This is a genomic window from Kitasatospora sp. NPDC057542 (assembly GCF_042801945.1).
GTDB lineage: Bacteria > Actinomycetota > Actinomycetes > Streptomycetales > Streptomycetaceae > Kitasatospora.
The window spans coordinates 1-18,063 of the sequence record NZ_JBHVFE010000157.1; the positions used below are offsets into that span (position 1 = coordinate 1).

An 18,063-nucleotide genomic window follows, 5' to 3' on the forward strand; every position below is an offset into this window, starting at 1 on the left:
GACGAAGTGCGGGCCATCGGCCGTCCTGGCCCGCGGTCAGGACGAACACTCGCGGGCGGCACCTGCGGTCGGCGGCGAGGGGAACCTTGCCGGTCCGCCCGCCCCGGGAGCGTCTCAGGAGTGCGGCCTTCAGGCGGAGCCTGTGACGGCGCCGGATACGTCGCCGCTTTTCTCACCCTGGATCATCTTCGGCCGTCCGCCCGTCCCGATCATCGCCACCGGCGCCTCAGCCCGCCGTTTCAAGTGATGGTCGATCATCTTCTGCTCCGGACCGGCCAGTTGTGCACGCGCCAGGAGAGGCGATCCACCCGATCGGAGATCAGCGCGAGGGGAAGGCCCGCGACGGCGCCGGCCGTCACGCAGTCGATGCAGGCTTCGCCGAGGTTGACGTTCCGTCGACACGTGAACGTCGCCTCGTTGACGACCTTCCCGAGGACGACCAGGCCGCTGCCACCCTCGGGCCGGTAGCCGCGCGCGTGGAGCCGGAGTTGGCATGGGCAATGCCGAAGCGGTGCCACGCGAACCAGGGCCGCTCCGGCATGCGGGTGCCGGGGCGGCAAGCAGGGCTCACTCCTCCGGGCGCTGCACGGAACGTGAGAACCGGCGGGCAGTCCCTCGCGCCGCTTGATCCTTCGAGGACGAACCACAGGCGGCTTCGAATCACCCTGCGGGGCGCCACTGTTCGTCCACCCGGCGAGCCGAAACAGGCGGGCGAAGGGGCCGCGTCCGCTGTTCATCACTTGTTTATTCCCAGAAGCCAGAGTCATTCCTGATCTTCCTGACTCGGGCGGCCGGACGGCGCCTGGCGAGCGACCCTGGAGAGACGTACATCATGCTGCGCAAGCCGCCTGGACCCGTGGTCGCCGCCGCTACCGCGACCGCCGGGCTCACGCTCGTCACACCGGCCCGGGCCTCCGCCGCCATCGCCACGGGGTGGAATGCGTCAGCGGAATCAGCACACCGATCGTGCGTACACAGACCCGGGCGCGGTGATCAACGGCGCCTTCTCGGAATCGACTTCGTGAAGTCGCTGATCGACGAGGCCGGGAAGAGCGCCGAATGTCGCGGAAACCAGGCCGAGTTGCATGAGGGCCTGCCCAAGAAGCTGCGATACCTCACCATGGGTGAGTACACCGTCGGCATCCTCCGGTGGGGCAAGGGCTCCCAGGAGAGCATCCTGCAGAAGTCCCACTGCTTCGGCACCGTCCCGTAGGGACGCTGCGACGACAAGGCGCAGTGCGGCGGGTACGTCGTCGACTCCCACGGCCGGCTGTGGAGCGACGACGGCGGGTCGGATCGTCGGCCGCACCGCGGCGATGTCGGTCACCGGCCGGCCCGGTCGAGCACGACCCGGGCGGAAACGATCGCCGAGCCATCACGTCACGACCGACGCAGAGCACCGACGTGATGCCGATCGGGCCGACCCGCACACGTGGAGAGCCGTGAACCGGCCCCCGAAGTCCTCCGCCGACTCCCGGGCCGAACGGGAGACTCCGCTCCTGGCCGTCCGCCTGCCCGGCATCCTCCGAACGGTCGCGATGTTCCCGTACGTCAAGACATACAGGGGAGGCGAGTGGCCCCGACCCCGGTCGTACCGCCGGCCGGACTGCCCCCGCCGCAGGCCTGAACCGACCGACCGCGCCCGCGCGTTCGCATCCTGTTGCCCCCACGAAGGAGGAGGGTTTCCACATGGCCGAGATTTCCACACGTGCCGTCGTACGCTGCCTCGGCGGCTTTTCACTGGACTTGAGGGGACTCCCGGTCAGACGCTGGCGGGCCGGCAAAGCACGCACGCTGTTCCTCTACCTCCTCATCAACCGGGGCCGTACGGTCGACCGCGACGAACTGCACGCCGCACTGTGGCCCGACCGCACCCGGTCGGCGGGCTCAAGCTCCCTCAAGGTCGCCAAGCACGCGGTGCAGCAGATACTCAGCGGGCAGCAAGCCGCGGGAGAGCAGCCGGCCGCGGAGATCGTCTTCAACGAGTACGGCTACTCCCTCAAACTCCATGACGCCTGGCTGGACTTCGAGGAGCTCGAACGGCTGTGCAACGAAGGGCACCGTGCGGCGGCTCGCAGTGACCCGCACGCGGCCGCGGAGTACTACCGCAGCGCCCTGGCGCTCCACACCGGGGACTTCCTGCCCGGTGAGACCGCCGACTGGGTCAGGGAACAGCGGGACTGGGTACGGTCCCTCGCCCTGGGAGCGGCGGACTTCCTCCTCCAGGAGGCGCTGGACCGGGGCGAGCTGCCGGAGGTCATCGACATGTGCCGCCGCACGCTGGACATCGACCCGTACCAGGAGGACGTCTACCGGACCCTGATCCAAGTGCACGGTGAACTGGGGCAGTTAGGGCAGGCCCGGTCCTGGTACAAGCTGTGCTGTGCCCGGATGTCGGATGGTCTGGACATCGATGTCAGCCCTGACACCCAGCGGCTTCTGGAGCGAGTTCTACGCACCCAGGACGCGCCCGCCCGGACTCCGGCCCAGACCTCCGGCCAACGCATAACCGGCACATAACCAGCGCATAACCCATACATAACCACCCTGTCTAGACTCCGAAATCCGCGACCGATCAAGGAGTTTGGGGTAGCCGTGCTGGAGACGAACCAGGGTTCCGTTCCCTCGGTGGAGAATCCCGGTGTTGGTGCCTCAGCCGACGCCGGGCCCCTGATCGTGGGCATCGGGGGCACCGTCCGCTCCGGTTCCTCGACGGAACGGGCGGTACGGGCGGTACTCGCGGCCTCCGCGTCGGCGGGGGCCCGCACCCTGCTGCTGGGTGCCGAAGAACTTCAACTGCCGCTCTACGCCCCGGGGGAGTCACTGCGCACCCCTGCGGCCCGGCAGCTGGTCGAGGCCGTCGCCCTCGCCGACGGTCTGGTGATCGGCACGCCCGCCTACCACGGGGGCGTTTCCGGTCTGGTGAAGAACGCCCTCGACTACCTGGAGGACCTGCGTGAGGACGCGCGTCCCTATCTCCACGGCCGCGCCGTCGGCTGCGTCGTCACCGCACGCGGGACGCAGGCCGCTTCGACGCTGGCGGGGCTGCGCTCCGTCGTGCACGCGCTGAGGGGCTGGCCCACTCCCCTGGGAGTGGCCATCAACACGGAGAGCGTCACCCTGGCATCCGACGACAGCGACGGCGACCCGCATGTCACCGCGCAACTGGCCACCGTCGGGCGGCAGGTGGTCGAGTTCGCCCGGATGAGCACGCCGGTCGGCTGAGCCCTCGTCCCGGCGTCGTCCGGGACTGCCGTGGGGCACGCCGTCGGCTCCGCCGACCGCAGCCCTCCCCGTACGTCTGCCGCCACGATCCGCCCACCCCTTTGGTTCCGGCTGCCCTGACACCGGATCCTCCGCATCCGCATTCCCATGTCCGACCGTGATTCCGAATGGAGCGCGCCATGGAAGACACCGCGAAGTCCACAGAGCCCGAGGAGACCACCGAGGCTCTCGCCCCCGAGGCGGAAGCCGCTGAGGCGGAGACCGCCGAGGACACCGAACTGGACGCGCTGGACGAGCTGGACGACGTCGACTTCGACCTCGACGAGGTCGAGAACAAGATCGCGCCGCTCGCCCTCGCCACCACCGAGCCCTCGCGATGGTGACGCGGGCGGCCGAGGCGGGCCGCGCATCCACCGACTCCGTCCTGGTCGACGTGAACACCGGCCCGGCCGCTTCGTACACGGGGCTGCGGGCGGGCATCAGCGCCCTGCGCACGGAGGGCGCCGACTTCACCGGGCTCGCGGCCCGGCACCCGTCCGAATGGGCGGAGCTCTTTCCCGCCGAGACCGCACCCGGCACCGCGCCGCTGGAGGAGATCGCGCTCGCGCCCTCCGAGCGGCGGCTGCACCGGGAGAGCGAGCAGGTCTACCGCGTGCTGACGGTGGCCGCCACCGCCCTCTGCGCGGGCAGCGCGCAGCTGGGCCGGCCCCTGCTGATCAGCGGGATGGGCGGGACCGATCTGTCCTCCCTGCGCGGCTTCATGCGGGCCTTCGAGCACGCGCAGCTCGTCGAGGGCGCCGAACTGCTGCTCGACGCGCCGGCCTCCGTGCGCGAGCCGGTCGGCCGGTACGCCGACTACCGCGGGGAGCGGGTGCGGTGCCTGCGCCGCATGGGGCTGCCGGTCACCGCGGACGACCTGGTCACGGACCTGGGCACGGCGTCCGACTCCGGATTCGTGCCGGTGTCCGAGGAAGGCGAACTGTTCCTGCGGGCGAGGGACTCCGAGAGCTCCGCCGCGGACCGGGTGGCCGCCGCACTGGCCTACTGCCGCAGGGCGTTCTTCTCCGCGAACTGGGAGGGCATGGCGGTCGTCGCCGACGAGGCGATCGGGCTGCTCGCCGGCATCCCCGAGTCGGGCATACCCGAACTGCTCGCCAGGGCGGAGCGCGAGGAAGAGCTCGTCCACGCCATCGAGTTCGAGACGGCGATCCTGCGCGGCACCGCCGACGTACGCGGTTTCCTGCTCAAGGTGCTCGGCATCCAGGCGGGTTTCCGCGGGGACCAGGACACGGCCATCGCCTGCTTCCGGGCCATCCGGGAGGACGCCGCCGGCCTCTCCCCGGAGCTGCGGGCCCAGTCGCACCTGTACTCCGCACTCACCCTGTCCAAGCGCAAGAACCGGCTGGCGGAGGCCGTCGCCGAGGTGGAACAGGGCTTCGAGGTCGTCGCGGAGCGTCCGGGCGAGGCCGAGAGCGTGCGCCGCGAGCGCGGCTGGCTGCACAACCTGCGCGGGCTGACCCTGTTCGCGGAGCGGCGGCTCGGGGCGGCCTTCGAGCACGAGAAGCAGGCGCTGGCCTGCATGGCGGGCCTGACCGACGCCAGTGCCGCACATCTGCGGATCAACCTGTACTCGAACATCAGCGTGCTCCAGGAGAAGGCGGGCAAGCACGCCTCGGCGCTGGCGACCTGGGAGAAGTTCAAGCAGGCCACCGGCTCGTCGAACGCGGGCTTCCGCAAGCACCACGCGTACCGCAGCGCCGGGCTGCGGCTGCTCGTCGGCGAGCGGGACGCCGCCCTGGAGGACCTGGACACCACGCTGGTGAACGCGGCCGAGCTGGGTGACCTCTTCCACGAGACCGAGGTGCGTCTCGAACTGGGCATGCTGCACGCCTCCGGCGGCGACGCGACGGCGGGCGCCGAACAGTACGAGCGCGCCGAGTCCGCGGCCCGGCTGCTGGGCGATCCGTACCGCATCGCGCTGGCCCAGGCGGGTCGGGTGATGACGACCGGTTCCGTGGACGCGGCCGGGTCGGTGGCGGCCATGGCACCGCTGAGCCTCACCCGTCCCGGTGAGGCGGACGCCCTCGCCAAGGCCGTCGCCGAAGGCGCCGACCTGCAAGGGCTGCTGCCCAAGCCGCGGACCAAGCTCAACCGCCCGTTCGACCTGATCAACTTTCAGGACTGAGGCCATGACGGACCAAGCGACCCAAGGGGAGACGGGACAGCGGGCCACGTGGCAGCTCTACGATCGACTGCTGCTGCGGAGGGCGGGCTTCGGTATCGACCTGCTGACCGCTCTCGGTGACGGGCCGGCGGGTGCCGCGGCCGCGGAGTACCGGGAGGCGGTGGCGCGGTTCGAGCAGAGCCGCGCCCGGCTCCAGGAGGCGATCGCCAAGTCCGTCACCGGCGCCGACCGCGAGCGGGACCGGGCCGAACTGCGCGAACTGTCGAAGCTGCGCGGCCGGGTGGGCCGGCGCCTGCCGGTCGAGCCCGGCCCGCGCGGCGACGACGTGGCCTCGGCGGTCGACGCCTACCGCGCGGCGCACTCCGCGCGGCAGCAGGTGGGCGAGCGGCTGACCGCCGCCCTGGGTGAGGAGGTGCTGCGGCGGCCGGAGCGGGTCCGCGACCTGCTCCGCGACGAGCGGGTGTGCGACGCCCTGCTCCAGCTGTCGCCGTCCTTCCACACCGAGGCGGTGCGCTGGGCCGACGGCTGGCACCAGCAGGACGGCGCGACCGGCCGCAACCGCGCCAAGGACCGGTCCTTCTATCGCCGCGTCTATCTGTACGGCCAGCGGCTCGGCGCGAAGAACGAGACGACCAGCTACTTCGGCCCGCTGGTGCACGGCCGGGTCGACCGTGCAGCCGAGGGCACGGCCCTCGGCCCCGAGACGGACTCCGGCTACCACGTCCTGGAGGCGCAGACCGCGTTCTGGGCGGTGTGCGAGCTGGCCAAGCTCATCGGGACGGACCCACAGGTGCGGGACCGCCCGCCGGTGGCCTGGATGCCGTCCTGCCGCAGGGCACCGGCCGGGTCGCCGGGGTCGGGGACGATCCAGTCCGCCGACGGCCGCCGGATCACTCTGTCCGGGGTGCGCTGGCAGCTCGCCGAGGCCGTCGACGGGCGGCGTTCCACCGTCGAACTGGCGGCGCTGGCGGGACTCGACCTCGCGGAGACGCGCCGGGTGCTGGACCGGCTGCGGCAGGCGGGGGCCGTCCGGCTCTGGCCCGAGCCGCCGTCCACGGCGGCGCGGCCGCTGGACTGGCTGGTCTCCTGGGCCGACCGCTACGCGGAGGGCACCGCCTGGCCGGCACGGCTGCGGGAACTGCGCGATCTGGCCGACGCCTACGCGGCGGCCGAGGGCCACCGCGCCCGGGCGACCGCGCTGGAGTACGTCGAGGAGTGCTTCACCCGGCTCACCGAGGTCGACGCGCGCCGCGCCGGCGGCCGGATGTACGCGGACCGGCTGGTGGTGTCCCTGGACGCCAAGGGCGACCAGAGCCCGGTGGTGATCGGTGGCGACGTGGCCGGGCACTGGGAGTCCGAGCTCAGCCCGGTGCTGGACGTGGCCGCCCGCTACGGCGAGCTCCAGCAGCAGGCGGCTGCCGAGCTGTGCGCGCAGATCATGCGCGAGGCGGGCGGCGACGCCATGCCGTACGACGATCTGATCCGCCGGATGCGCGCCTCGGTGGAGGAGGGCGGTCTGGACCGGCTCGCGGGACCACTGATCGGGTTCAAGCGGGACTACGCGGCGCTGGTGGAGTCCGCCGTGCAGGGCCAGGAGGCCCGGCTCTCCCCCGCCGACCTCGCGGCGTTCGCGCCCGGGCCCGGCCGGCACCGGTTCGTCAGCCCGGACCTGATGCTGGAGAGCCGGGAGGACGGCGGCGAGCTGCTGGTGCTGGGCGAACTGCACCCGTACGTCTTCGCCTGGGGTTCACAGGGACTGTTCTGCGACGAACAGGACCGGATGCTGGGCGACTTCGCGGCGGGCCTCGAACCGTGGGGCGGCCCAGAGCGGCTGGCCACGGTGATCCGCCGCAGGCGCCACAAGGGCCTGGTGGCCGACTGGTTCCCGGGCCGCTTCATCGAGATCACCTCGGTGGCCACCGACGACCGGGAGCGGACCGTACCGCTGACCGATCTGACGGTCGTCCTGGTGGACGGCACGCCCCGGCTGCGCACCCCCGACGGTGAACTGACCCTGTACGCCGGCGAGGACGACCACGTGCACCTGCGGGCCTTCGCCGCCCCCGGCGTGGGGCTGCCGCTGGTGCGGATCGGGGACTTCGCGCCGAGGATCGTGGTCGGGAACCTGCTCGTGCAGCGGGCCCGCTGGTGGTTCGACCGGGCCGACCTCGGGGTCGACGCGGCGCGCGACCCCGCCGCCGCCTTCCTCGCCGTCCAGTCGCTGCGGGCCCGGCACGGCGTGCCCCGGTTCTGCTTCGCCTCCCTTCCGCACGAGCCGAAGCCGGTGGGGATCGACCTGGACAGTCCGCTGGCCGTCGACGCCCTGGTGGCGATGGTGCTGGCCGGTGACAGTGCGGCCGTGTCGCTGGCCGAGATGAGGCCGGCGCCGGACGCGCTGTGGTTGCGCCACGGCGGGGCCCCCGTGACCTCGGAGTTCCGGATCGCCATGAAGAGGGCGGCGTCATGACACCCCATTCCGCCCACTCTGCGCAGAAGCCGGCGTCGCGGCGGCACGGCTGGGAGCTGCTGCCCACCGTCGTCCTGCGCAGCGCCGGGTTCCCCTGGCAGATGGTCGAGCGACTGGCCTGTGAACGGACCCGTCTGCTCATCGAGGAGCTGTTCGCCCTGGAGGCCCGGTCGGCCGACGTGGCGTCACGGCTGAACCCGACGGGGCGGCTGGCCCGGGGCCAGCAGGCCAAGTTGCGCGGTCTGCGGCCGCTGCCCGCGTCGGACAACCTCCCGGCCGACTGGCTGGCCGAGTGGAACGCCGCGGCGGAGCAGGTGACCGCGGTGCGCGAGCGGCTCACCGCCACCGTCGAGGCCGACACGGCGGCGGTCGACGAGGCGCTCGCCGCCATCCGCACCGATCCGCGGGTCAACGACGCCATCGTCTGCTCGTCGCCGGCCGTCCACCGCGATCTCGCCCGGGGTGCGGGCGGCGGCCGGATCCGGCGCCAACTCGCCTCCTACGCACAGCGGCTGGCGTCCAAGAGCGAGACGATGAGCTTCTTCGGGCCCATCAACTACGGGCGGCTCAACCCCGGTTCCGACGCCGCCACGGCGCTGGACTGGGAGGGCCACACCGCGATCCGGGTCCGCCAGGCGCACACCGCGGCCCGGGTCAACGACGCCGTGCAGGACCTGCTGCTGGGCGATCCGGCGCTGGCCGAACGGCTGGTACCGGTGCGCAAGACGATCACGGGGACGCCCCGCGGTACGGGCGTCGGCGCGGCGCTGCTGCGGGAGGCCGACGGCGTACGGACGGTGGCCCTGATCGCGTCCGGGTGCGGTGCCGGCGTCCCGGAGGCGGTGGCGGCGTTCACGGCGGCCGTGGCGAAGGGGACGCTGACGCACACCCTGTGCCCGCCGGCGACCGTGGTCGACCCGCTGCGCTGGACCGTGGACCGCATCGACGCCTCGGACCCCGAAGCGGCCGCCCGCGCGGCCGGGGTGCGGGCCCTGCTGGTGAAGGTGCTCGGCCTGCTCGACGACTACCCGTCGGCGCCGCCCGAGCGGAAACTGACCGTCCAGGCCGAACTGGAGTCGCTGCTGCCCGTCACCGACCGCTCGGCGGAGCGCGGCCGCTTCTACAACGACCGGGTCATCATCCACGAGGCCGCCGTCGGCACGGCCGGGCTGGAGGTCCGCGGACCGCTGGCCCGCGACATGTGCGACGCCGTCGCGCCGGTGCTCGACCTGCTGGCCCACGAGGCCGAGGCGACCCGCCTGCGCACCAACCGGGCGGTCGCGGCCCGGCTGGGAGCGGGAAGGATCCCGCTGCTGCGGGCGCTGCGGGAGTGCGCGGACCTCGACATCGAGACGGGCGGAGCGCTCGGCGCCGAGCTGAGCCGGGTGATCGAGGCCGAAGGCGCGGACCGGGCCGAACTCGACGTGGCGGGGCTGCTCCCCGCACCGCCACCGCCCGCCGCCCCGGTGCTCTGCTCCATCGACGTCCTGATCGCGGCTCCCGACCTGGCCGGATACGAGCCGGGGGCGACCCCGCTCGTGCTCGGCGACATCCACGACGCGGCGCTGCTCACCCCGTGGGCGCTGCAGTTCCATCCGGACGCCGCGGCGCTGCTCGCCGAGCGGGACGCCGGGGTGCGCAGGGCACTGGGCGACCAGGTGGCCGTCAATGTGATCTCGCGCCGTACGACCGGGCTGCCGCCGCTGGAGTTCCCCGGCGTCGTGCTCGAACTGGGCGGCAAGGCCGGCCCGGACCGGGAGCGGATCGGCCTGGACCAGCTGTGGCTGGAGAGCGACGGCGAGGAGGTCGTCCTGCGCGGCGACACCCATCCCGGCCGGAGCCTGCTGTTCCACAACGGCGAGCTCGACACCGCCGTGCACACCGCGCTGGCGCTGCCCCGGATCCGCCGCCCGGTGCTGCCGGACCTGCCGCACGTGCCACGGCTGCGCTGGGGCAACGTGGTGTTCTCGCGGCGGCGCTGGGCGCTGCCGAGCGCCGCGGTGCTGGAGGCGCACGGCAGCCGGCGGGAGGACGAGCGGCTGCTCGCGTCGGCCCGGCTGGTCCGGGAACGGGGCCTGCCCGACCGCTTCTTCGTGAAGTCGCCGGCCGAACGCAAGCCGGTGTACGTGGACACCGCGAGCCCGGAGCTGCTCAAGGGCATGGCCCGGCTGGCGGGCACGGCGGAACAGCTCCTGGTGTCCGAGGCGCTGCCCGCGCCCGAGGACGCCTGGCTGCGGGACGGGGAGCTGCGCTTCGCCTCCGAGCTGCGCTGTGTGTACCTGCGGGGCGGTGGTGAGCGGTGATGCGCCGGGTGGTGCTCCCTCCCCTGTTCGATCCGAGTCTGGAACCGGACCTCGGGCCGGACGACGAACTGATCGATGTGAACGCGTACTTCATCGCACGCCTCACGGGCACCGGGGCGCTCGCCGGACTGGCCGACGACTACGCCCTCGGCAGGCGCGGCGGGACCGACCCCGCGGAGAACCGGGCCAAGGCGCTGTTCGCACGGGCCGCCGCGCGGGTCACCGCACGGGGCGGCCATGCCGCGGGCCGGCTGCGGGCCATGGGCATGGCGCTGCGGCTGGCGGGCGAGGCCGATCCGGCCCTGCGGCTGGCCGCGGACGACGTGGAACTCGTCGGCGGCACCACCGAGTGCGGGGCCGATGTGGTGCCGGCCGCCGAGCGGACCGAGCTGCTGGGGCCCGAGGCGCGGTGGACCCGTGCAGCGGCCCCGGACGGTCGCGTGCACCTGGTGATCGAGACCGATCAGCAACTCCCGGCGGCCGTGGTGCTCCTGAAGGCGCTCGGCCCCGAACGGGTCGTGCTGTGCGGGCGGTTCGCCACCGCGCACCGGGAGGCGCTGCGCGCGCTCGCCCCGTTCTCGGCGGCGGGCTTCGACGACTGGGCTCCGGCCTGGCGGCTGGGCAAGGAGTGGTCCGGGGACGGCGCACCGGTCCGCTGGGTCCGCCGTGCGGCCGAGTGGCAGGCCGGCGCCCCCTGGGCGGGCTGGCTGGCCCCGGACGAGGCGGCGGCGCTGCCCGCCGAGGCGTGGCGCGAGTGCCGTGGCGCGGCGCTGACCGTGGCGCGGCGGGCGTCCTGGGCCGAGGTGACGGGGGCGGACGGCCGCCGTACCGATCTGCGGCTCGTCCTGGACGCGGCGGACGGGGCACTGCTCCGGGTCGAACTGCTCGTCGGGGCGCCCGGGGTGAGTGCCGAGGAGACCGGCACGACGGCGCGGAGGCTGCTGTCCGGGCCGGGCCCCCGGCTCGCGGGGCTCAGCCCGTTCCGGCTGCCGGCGATCCGTGGCGGTGCGGCACCGCGGGCCTGGGACGGCGTGCCGCTGATCCGGCACACGACCCCGGGGCACGATCTGCCGCGCTGGGACCGGTTCACCGCGCCCGGGACGCTCGACGAGACGGAGCGCATCGCGGCGATCGGCGCGCTCAACGCCGAACTCGGTGCCGTCGCCGATCTGTTCCCCGGCCGGTTCGCCTGCTGCGTGCTCGCCGCACCGGACGGGACCCCGGTGTGGGAGCCCTCGGCCGCCGTCGTGGCCGGGGAGGGGCCCGGCCCGGACGGCCGGGGCCCGGGTTCGTTCGTGGTGAACCTGCGGACGGGCAGCGCGTTCCGGCTGCATCCGAAGCTGACGCCGGTCGTGGAGCGGCTCTCGTCCGGCGACACCGCTGTCCTGAACCGGATCGGCGACGAGGTCCGAAGGAAACTGACCGATCGGCTGGTCCAGGCCGGAGTGATGCGGAGGAGCCAGTGAGCCGACAGTGGCGCATCGGGCGGGAGTTCATCCTGCGCCATGCGGGAATGCCGTTCGACTGGCTGGAGGAGCTGGGCGCGCCCCACTCCCTGCTGGAACTCGCGGACGAGCTGCTCGACCGCGAGCGGACCGTCCTGGAGCTGGTGGAGGAGCGGTTCGACGGGCCCCGCGCCGAGTCGCTGCGGTCCGATGTGCTGCGCGGACGGGTGCGGCAGGTGCCGAGGTCCGGCGGAGCGCGGTGGAGCCCGGCGGTGAGCGCCTGGGCCGACGCCTGGGAACGCTACGCGCTCGCCTGCCGGGAGGCCGACGAGGAGGCCGGCAAGCGGCTACGGGGTCTGCTGGCGGACCCGGGGGTCTCCGAGGCCGTGTTCCTGTCCAACCCGGACGCGTACCGCAACATGCTGCTCCCGCTGCTGGCGTACGAAGGCCCGCTGACCTCGCGCTGGCGTCGGGTGCGCCGGCAGATGTTCACGTACGTGCAGCGGTTCTGCGCGAAGAACGAGACGGTGAGCTTCTTCGGGCCCATGGCGTACGGCACGGTGGGCGAGGGTGAGGGTGCCGTGCTGCGCGACGACGTGCCCCGCGTCCGCCGGGTGTTCTTCTCGCACTGGGCGGCGCGTGCGCTGGCCACCGCGATCGCCAGGGACCCCAAGATCCTTCCGCATCTCGCGTTCCACTCCACCGGGCGTGGTGACGCGGTGCGGGAGCCGCTGCTGCTGCTCGTGGCCCCGGACGGAACGGTGTTCCGCGACGTGGTGCGCGCCGCCGGGCAGCCGGCCCGCGAGGTGGCCAGGACGCTGATGCGGCTGGTGGCCGAGGAGGCCGTCACCATCGGTCTCGGCGGCGGCGACTACGACCTGGAGCCCCTCGCGACCCTGCGGGACCAGCTCTCCGCGCTGCCCGCCTCACCGGCACGCGAACTGTGGCTCGGTCGGATGGCCGAACTCTCCTCCCTCATCGGCGACTTGGCCGAGGTGCCGCTGGACCGCAAGCCGGCCGCCGTCGCCGCCCTGGAGAACCGGTTCACCGAGTTCACCGGCAGGCCGGCCAGGAGGGGCGCCGGTGCGGCGTACGCCGACCGCGCCGTGTTCTTCGAGGAGTGCGCGTCGCCCTTCGCGCTGACCCTCGGCGCCGGGCTGATCGGCGACTGGGAGCGGCAGCTCGCCCCCGTGATGGAGGTGTGCACCGCGCACGGGCACGCCGCCCAGCGCGCCGCGGCGGCCGCGGTGCGCGAGGCCTTCACGGACGGCACGACCGGTGGGCAGGACGCCGAACTGGACCTCCTCACGTACGCGACCCGTGCGGCCGCGAGCCGTTCCGACTCGACCAGCACCTTCCAGGCGGCCCACGCGCCGGGCTACCCCGGCGCCGACTGGCAGGCCGAGGTCGAGCGGCTGACCGGCGCGGCCGGGGCGCTGGACGGCGACCGGTACGCGGTCATCGACCTGTGCCCCGCCGCGCCGGACGCCTCCGGGCTCGGCGCCGCCCCGCTCGTACTCTCCCGCGCCCACCACCACCTGCTGGTGCGCAGCTGGCTGGGCACGATGCACCCGGACCCGGACCGGCTCGGCGCGGACGCCGCCGCCTGGACGGCGGCGCAGGACGGCACGGTCGTCGGGCTCGACTTCGGGCGCCGCAACAAGGGCTACTACCGCTTCCCCGGCCGTGAGGTCGCGATGCGCCCGCTGACCTGGACCGATCACGATCAGTCGGAGCTGCTGAAGCCGGAGGACCTCACGGTCCGCATCGGGCCGCACGAGGTCACCCTGCACGATCCGGACGGCAGGACGGTCAGCGCGTACGTCCCGCTGAGCGACTTCGTCAAGTACGCCCCCATCGCCGCCCTTTCGCACCCGCAGGTGCTCCACCCCACCTTCACCACCGAGGACGCGCAGCCCGAAGTGGCCCTGGGGTCGGTCGTCCTGCAGCGCTCCCGGTGGCAGGTGCCCACCGCGGCGCTCGCGGCACCGGAACCCGAAGCGCGGTTCCTCGCGCTGCGCAGGCTGGCCCGGGACACGGGAACACGGTTCGTCTTCTGCCGCAGCGCCCACGAGCGCAAGCCGTATCTGATCGACCTGGCCTCACCCCTCGCGGCAGACCTGATCAGCCATGTGGCGCGCGACGCCGAGCAGTTGGGCGTGGAGCGGATGGCGCCGGGACCGGACGAACTGTGGCTGCGCGACAGCGAAGGCCGGCGCTACACCAGCGAGCTGCGGATGCAGATCATCGGCAGGAGCAGCGGCGGGAGCAGCACGCGATGACACACACCACGCTCTTCGCCGAGCACTCGCTGCGGATGCGGGCCGATGTGCTCCCGGACGGCGCCATCTCCACCGAGCGGACCTCGGTGCGCGGAATGAGCGTCGAACGGCACCTCGGCCAGGGCTTCACCGAACACCGCTTCGCCGACGGCGACGACCTGCTGGCCTCGGGCGCCGCCGGGACGAGCCCGGAGGCCGCCGACGCGCTGCGGGAGGTGCAGGAACGGCCACTGTTCGAGCTGACCCCCGAGCTGCGCGCCGAGCTCGCAGTGATCGCCGCCGACACCGGCGCGGAGCTGACCCTGGGTGTGGCCCAGCAGCACGTCGCCGCGGGCAGCGCGGAACGCGTCGCCACCACGGAGCGGATCGTCACGACCCTGGAGACCAGGCTGACCGGTGACGACGGCACCGTCCACTCCCGGTCGCTGCTGTGCGCCCCTCCGTGGTCCGACCCGGACGGGCTGGGGGACGCGGCCGTACGGACGGCCGAGGCGGTGCGCGAACGCCTCGCACTGCCGCTCGCCACCGAACTCCCGGACGGCGCCGACCTCGTCCTGCTGCCCGGCCTCGCCGGGGCGTTCTTCCACGAGATCGTCGGCCACCCGATGGAAGCCGACGTGGTCGCGTCCGGAACGAGCTACCTCGGGGCGCGCGCCGGACAGCGCGTCGCACCCGCATGGCTGTCGGTGCTCGACGGCGGTGCGCACGACGGACCGGGCTACCGCAGTCCGTTCGACGACGAGGGCACCCCGTGCCGCACCCTGCGGCTGATCGACCGGGGCACGGTGGGGCAGCCGATGACCGACCGGGCGCTCGCCTCCCTGCTCGGCGGCGGCCCCGGCACGGGCCACGGGCGCAAACAGAGCTACCGGCATCCGGCGATCCCCCGGATGACCCACACCGTGGCCGTGATCGAGCCCACGGCCGAGCCGGAGCCGCCCTCGGGCGACTGGATCGCCCCGTACGGGCTGCGGCTGGACATGATGAACATCGCCTCGGGCGCCTTCGTCTTCCACGCCCCGTTCTCCCTGCTGCACCGCGCCGACGGCAGCACCGCCCGGCTGGGCCCGCTGACGGTGACCGGTGACGGGGCGCGGGTGCTCGCGGGTCTGCGGCCCTACGAGCACCGGGTCGCCGCCTATCTGCGGGCCACCGGAGGCTGCGGAAAGCTGGGGCAGTACCCGGTGCCGGTGTCGTTCGCGAACGCCGGATTCCGGCTGCCGGCCGGACTCGTCGGGCTGCGGGCGGTGGCCCGTGGCTGAGATGCGGACACGTGCCTCCGGAGTCGTCACGCCCACCCGCGGCGCGCCGCGGCTGACCGTCTCGCTCGACACCCTGAGCGTCGAACGGGACGCGACGGGCCGGGTCACCGGCTCCCGGCGGGTCGCCGGGCCGACGGACCAGGACGCGGGCAAGGAGACCGGGCTGCTGCTCACCGAGGCGGCCGAGCGGACGGCGTCGGTCGTCGCCGGACTCCAGAGCGCGGTGGCGCAGGTCCACGAGTGGCGTGACAGCGACGGCCTGCCGGTGTCGAGGCGGGCCGAGTTGCTGGCCCGCGTCGAGACCCCCGGCGGCCCCGTTCTGCTCGGGACCAGCGGCCAGGGGGATCCGGCCGGGCTCGTGGAGGCGCTACCCTGGGACGAACTCGGGGCGCTCTCGGAGCCGTTCGTGTCGGCTGAGCCGCCGGACGACTGGCGCGAGCGGCCGCTGCTGCTGCGGCCGTCCGCGGCGTCGGTGCTGGTGACCGGTGCGGCTTTCTCGCTGACCTCGCGCGGGGGCCGCGCGACCGCCGGCCGGCTGGCGGGGCGGCGCGTACTGCCGGGGCTGACGCTCACCGACCTGCCGGCGGCACCGCACGGGTCGGGGCGGGACGACCGGGGCGACCCGGCGCTGCCCACCGTCCTGGTGGACGGCGGCCGGATCCGTCCGCCGCTCCCGCTCGCCGAGGGCATCGCGCCCGGCCGGGCCGTGTGGGACCACGACACCGGCGGGTTCGGGCCGCCGCCGCTGGCCCGGCTCGAACTCGACGGTCCCCGGGCCGAGGTGCCCCCGGACGCGGTGGAACTCGTCTGGTGCGTGGAGGGCCTCCAGCGCTACCACGGCGACGGCACCGTCCGGCTCCAGTGTCTGGCCAGGGTCGCGGACCGGCCCGGCCGCTGGTTCCGCCTCGCCCTGAAGGGCAAACCCGTCCATCTGCTGCGCCAGGCCCGCGGCCTGGCCGGCCCACCCATGGCTGTCCACAGCGACAGCGACGTGACCACCCGCTCGCTGGTACTCGCCGGCGCGGCCGAAATGGAAGGTGCAGGACATGCCGTCGTCACCGTCATCAACCCCTGACTTCACGCTCATCGGCGGAGGGATCGTCGGTGCCTGCCTCGCCGAGGAGTTGAGCGACAGCGGGGCGTCGGTCCGCGTCCTCGACTCCGGTGCCGAACCCGGGCACTCGACCAACCGCGCGGCGGGCGTGGCGGTTCCCTCGCTGCGCTACCTCACCGACCGGGAGTTCTACGACTGGCTGCGGACGGCCAAGCGGGACCTGGACGCCGATGTCGCCCGGCTGGAGCCGGAGTACGGCGTGTTCAGCGTGGCCAGGCCCATCCTGCGCGCCCTGCGCGAGACGGACGTGGAGGCCCACGGCGACGTGCTGGGCGGCCTCGGCGTCGGCGACTGGGTGGAGGGCGACGCCCTCGCGCAGGCCACGCCCGGGCTCAAGCTGCCGACCAGCAGGCGCTACCTCCTCGACCCGGACGGGCTGATGATCGACGGCCGCCGCTACCTGGACGCCGTACGGCGCCGGTGCGTGGCCCGGGGCGTCGACTGGCGGCAGGGCGTCACGGTGCGGGAGGTGCGCGAGGAGGGCGCGTCCGTCTCGGTGGTGACCTCCGACGGGACGCTCCGCGCGGACCGGGTGGTGATCACCGCCGGCGCCTGGAGCTCGGGCAAGGGCCTGGCCGAGGCGACCGGAGTCCGGCCGCAGCGCGGGCAGATGGCGGTGCTGCGCACCGACGAGGAGCTGAACTGCATCCTGTCGTCCGCGTACTACCTCGCGCCCGGCGTCGGTGACGACGTGATCGTCGGTGCGACGGAGGAGGACACGGGTTTCGCCGAGCACGTGACCACCCAGGGCATCGCGCATCTGCTGCGCTTCGCCACGACCGTCATGCCGGGGCTCGCGGAGTCGGTGCCCGTGGAGCTGCGGGCCGGGCTGCGTCCGGTGTCCGGCACCGGACGGCCGCTGGCGGGCGCACTGCCCGGCCACGAGCGGATCTTCCTGTCGGCCGGCCACGCCGGGCACGGGCTGCTCTCGGCGCGCGCCACCGGCAAGGGCATGGCGGCCGGCCTGGTCGGTGACGACTGGAACGCCCTGCCGTACAGCATGTGCCCCTCGCACGCCCTGGGCGGTGCCTCCTGATGCGCATCGACCATGTGATCCTGGGCGCGCGGACCATCGAGCCGCTGCGCGAACTGCTGTGGGACCAGTACGGGTTCGGCATCACCGACGGCAGCCCCAACCCGGACGGCACGGCGAGCTGGGTGGTGCCCTTCGACACGCCCGACGTGCAGTATCTGGAACTGCTCGTCACCCACGACGAACGGCAGCTGGCGAGCGAGGACTTCGGTCGGCTGTTCCTGGAACGGACCGCGGACGGGCCGGACTTCCTCAACTGGGCAGCGCTGACCGACGACATCGAGTCCACCGCACGCGAGGTGGAGACCGTGACCGGAGCGGATCCGGACCTCTTCCGCGGCGAGTCGGTCCGGGCCGACGGTGTGCGTGTGCCGTGGGCGGAGGCGGCGTTCGACCTGTCGTGGCGCAGCCGGGTGCTGCCGTTCTTCCTGAGCTACGGCGACACGGCGGCGCGCGCGGCCCGGGTGCCGGGCGATCTCAAGGCGGCCGGGCACCGGGTGTGCCCGACGTCGCTGCGGCGCCTTGAGGCGGGCCGGGCGCGGGAGCAGGAGCGGGACTGGGCGGACCGGTGGCCCGGACTCGCTGCGCTCGACGTCGTCGTCGACCCCGCGGCCGGGCCCCGCATCTCGGCGGTGCACATCGACACCGCCGAGGGCGAGACGGTGGTGCGGCTTCCGTGACCCCCGCACGCCCCGCACCCGTGGGGGCATCGGGCCGCCCCGGCCGCAGCACCGCCGCGACCGGGGC

Annotated in this window: 15 protein-coding genes; 13 read left to right on the forward strand and 2 right to left on the reverse strand. The window is 73.7% G+C overall.

Annotated elements, in window-relative coordinates:
* Positions 1–129 precede the first annotated feature (129 nt).
* The gene (locus ACFU7Y_RS20660) at positions 130–258 is read right to left on the reverse strand and encodes a hypothetical protein (RefSeq protein WP_263455062.1); all 129 of its coding nucleotides are present in this window, start codon (positions 256–258) and stop codon (positions 130–132) included.
* Positions 255–767, reverse strand: a complete 513-nt coding sequence (locus ACFU7Y_RS20665) for a Dna2/Cas4 domain-containing protein (RefSeq protein WP_380769184.1) — start codon at positions 765–767, stop codon at positions 255–257. Before ACFU7Y_RS20665 ends, ACFU7Y_RS20660 begins: the two co-directional genes overlap by 4 nt.
* Before the next feature lie 254 nt (positions 768–1,021).
* On the opposite strand from ACFU7Y_RS20665, the gene ACFU7Y_RS20670 reads away from it, so the two are divergent.
* The 13 genes from ACFU7Y_RS20670 (at position 1,022) to ACFU7Y_RS20730 (ending at position 17,996) form a co-directional block, all read left to right on the forward strand.
* Complete coding sequence (locus ACFU7Y_RS20670) at positions 1,022–1,213, forward strand: hypothetical protein (protein WP_224281016.1); 192 nt, start codon at positions 1,022–1,024, stop codon at positions 1,211–1,213.
* Positions 1,214–1,689: 476 nt separating this feature from the next.
* Positions 1,690–2,520 (forward strand): BTAD domain-containing putative transcriptional regulator, encoded by an 831-nt coding sequence (locus ACFU7Y_RS20675; protein WP_224281017.1) that lies wholly within the window; start codon positions 1,690–1,692, stop codon positions 2,518–2,520.
* A gap of 75 nt (positions 2,521–2,595) precedes the next feature.
* A complete protein-coding gene (locus ACFU7Y_RS20680; RefSeq protein WP_224281018.1) occupies positions 2,596–3,225 on the forward strand; it encodes an NADPH-dependent FMN reductase in 630 nt (209 codons plus the stop codon).
* 179 nt (positions 3,226–3,404) lie between these two features.
* Positions 3,405–3,608, forward strand: coding sequence for an ammosamide/lymphostin RiPP family protein (locus tag ACFU7Y_RS20685; protein WP_374119991.1), 204 nt, complete (start codon positions 3,405–3,407; stop codon positions 3,606–3,608).
* Positions 3,602–5,410, forward strand: a complete 1,809-nt coding sequence (locus ACFU7Y_RS20690; RefSeq protein ID WP_224281020.1) for a hypothetical protein — start codon at positions 3,602–3,604, stop codon at positions 5,408–5,410. The genes ACFU7Y_RS20685 and ACFU7Y_RS20690 overlap by 7 nt, the downstream gene beginning before the upstream one ends.
* Positions 5,411–5,414: 4 nt before the next feature.
* Positions 5,415–7,877: a hypothetical protein gene (locus ACFU7Y_RS20695; RefSeq protein WP_380769187.1), complete on the forward strand. Its 2,463-nt coding sequence runs from the start codon at positions 5,415–5,417 to the stop codon at positions 7,875–7,877.
* Complete coding sequence (locus ACFU7Y_RS20700; protein WP_380769189.1) at positions 7,874–10,180, forward strand: lantibiotic dehydratase; 2,307 nt, start codon at positions 7,874–7,876, stop codon at positions 10,178–10,180. Before ACFU7Y_RS20695 ends, ACFU7Y_RS20700 begins: the two co-directional genes overlap by 4 nt.
* Positions 10,181–10,188: 8 nt before the next feature.
* Positions 10,189–11,646 (forward strand): hypothetical protein, encoded by a 1,458-nt coding sequence (locus ACFU7Y_RS20705; protein WP_380769190.1) that lies wholly within the window; start codon positions 10,189–10,191, stop codon positions 11,644–11,646.
* Positions 11,643–13,907, forward strand: coding sequence for a lantibiotic dehydratase (locus ACFU7Y_RS20710; RefSeq protein ID WP_380769192.1), 2,265 nt, complete (start codon positions 11,643–11,645; stop codon positions 13,905–13,907). Before ACFU7Y_RS20705 ends, ACFU7Y_RS20710 begins: the two co-directional genes overlap by 4 nt.
* A complete protein-coding gene (locus ACFU7Y_RS20715; protein WP_380769194.1) occupies positions 13,904–15,169 on the forward strand; it encodes a metallopeptidase TldD-related protein in 1,266 nt (421 codons plus the stop codon). The genes ACFU7Y_RS20710 and ACFU7Y_RS20715 overlap by 4 nt, the downstream gene beginning before the upstream one ends.
* The gene (locus ACFU7Y_RS20720) at positions 15,162–16,244 is read left to right on the forward strand and encodes a hypothetical protein (protein WP_380769196.1); all 1,083 of its coding nucleotides are present in this window, start codon (positions 15,162–15,164) and stop codon (positions 16,242–16,244) included. The genes ACFU7Y_RS20715 and ACFU7Y_RS20720 overlap by 8 nt, the downstream gene beginning before the upstream one ends.
* Positions 16,216–17,319, forward strand: a complete 1,104-nt coding sequence (locus ACFU7Y_RS20725) for an NAD(P)/FAD-dependent oxidoreductase (protein WP_380769197.1) — start codon at positions 16,216–16,218, stop codon at positions 17,317–17,319. Before ACFU7Y_RS20720 ends, ACFU7Y_RS20725 begins: the two co-directional genes overlap by 29 nt.
* A complete protein-coding gene (locus ACFU7Y_RS20730) occupies positions 17,319–17,996 on the forward strand; it encodes a VOC family protein (protein WP_224285269.1) in 678 nt (225 codons plus the stop codon). Before ACFU7Y_RS20725 ends, ACFU7Y_RS20730 begins: the two co-directional genes overlap by 1 nt.
* Positions 17,997–18,063: the final 67 nt, after the last annotated feature.

What these genes read in the sequence shown, in the direction of transcription:
- ACFU7Y_RS20715 (WP_380769194.1), top strand. Translation starts at nt 13,904, where the DNA reads ATGACACACACCACGCTCTTCGCCGAGCACTCGCTGCGGATGCGGGCC.
- ACFU7Y_RS20700 (WP_380769189.1), top strand. Translation starts at nt 7,874, where the DNA reads ATGACACCCCATTCCGCCCACTCTGCGCAGAAGCCGGCGTCGCGGCGG.
- ACFU7Y_RS20690 (WP_224281020.1), top strand. Translation starts at nt 3,602, where the DNA reads ATGGTGACGCGGGCGGCCGAGGCGGGCCGCGCATCCACCGACTCCGTC.
- ACFU7Y_RS20675 (WP_224281017.1), top strand. Translation starts at nt 1,690, where the DNA reads ATGGCCGAGATTTCCACACGTGCCGTCGTACGCTGCCTCGGCGGCTTT.
- ACFU7Y_RS20660 (WP_263455062.1), bottom strand. Translation starts at nt 258, where the DNA reads ATGATCGACCATCACTTGAAACGGCGGGCTGAGGCGCCGGTGGCGATG.
- ACFU7Y_RS20730 (WP_224285269.1), top strand. Translation starts at nt 17,319, where the DNA reads ATGCGCATCGACCATGTGATCCTGGGCGCGCGGACCATCGAGCCGCTG.
- ACFU7Y_RS20695 (WP_380769187.1), top strand. Translation starts at nt 5,415, where the DNA reads ATGACGGACCAAGCGACCCAAGGGGAGACGGGACAGCGGGCCACGTGG.
- ACFU7Y_RS20685 (WP_374119991.1), top strand. Translation starts at nt 3,405, where the DNA reads ATGGAAGACACCGCGAAGTCCACAGAGCCCGAGGAGACCACCGAGGCT.
- ACFU7Y_RS20665 (WP_380769184.1), bottom strand. Translation starts at nt 767, where the DNA reads ATGACTCTGGCTTCTGGGAATAAACAAGTGATGAACAGCGGACGCGGC.
- ACFU7Y_RS20725 (WP_380769197.1), top strand. Translation starts at nt 16,216, where the DNA reads ATGCCGTCGTCACCGTCATCAACCCCTGACTTCACGCTCATCGGCGGA.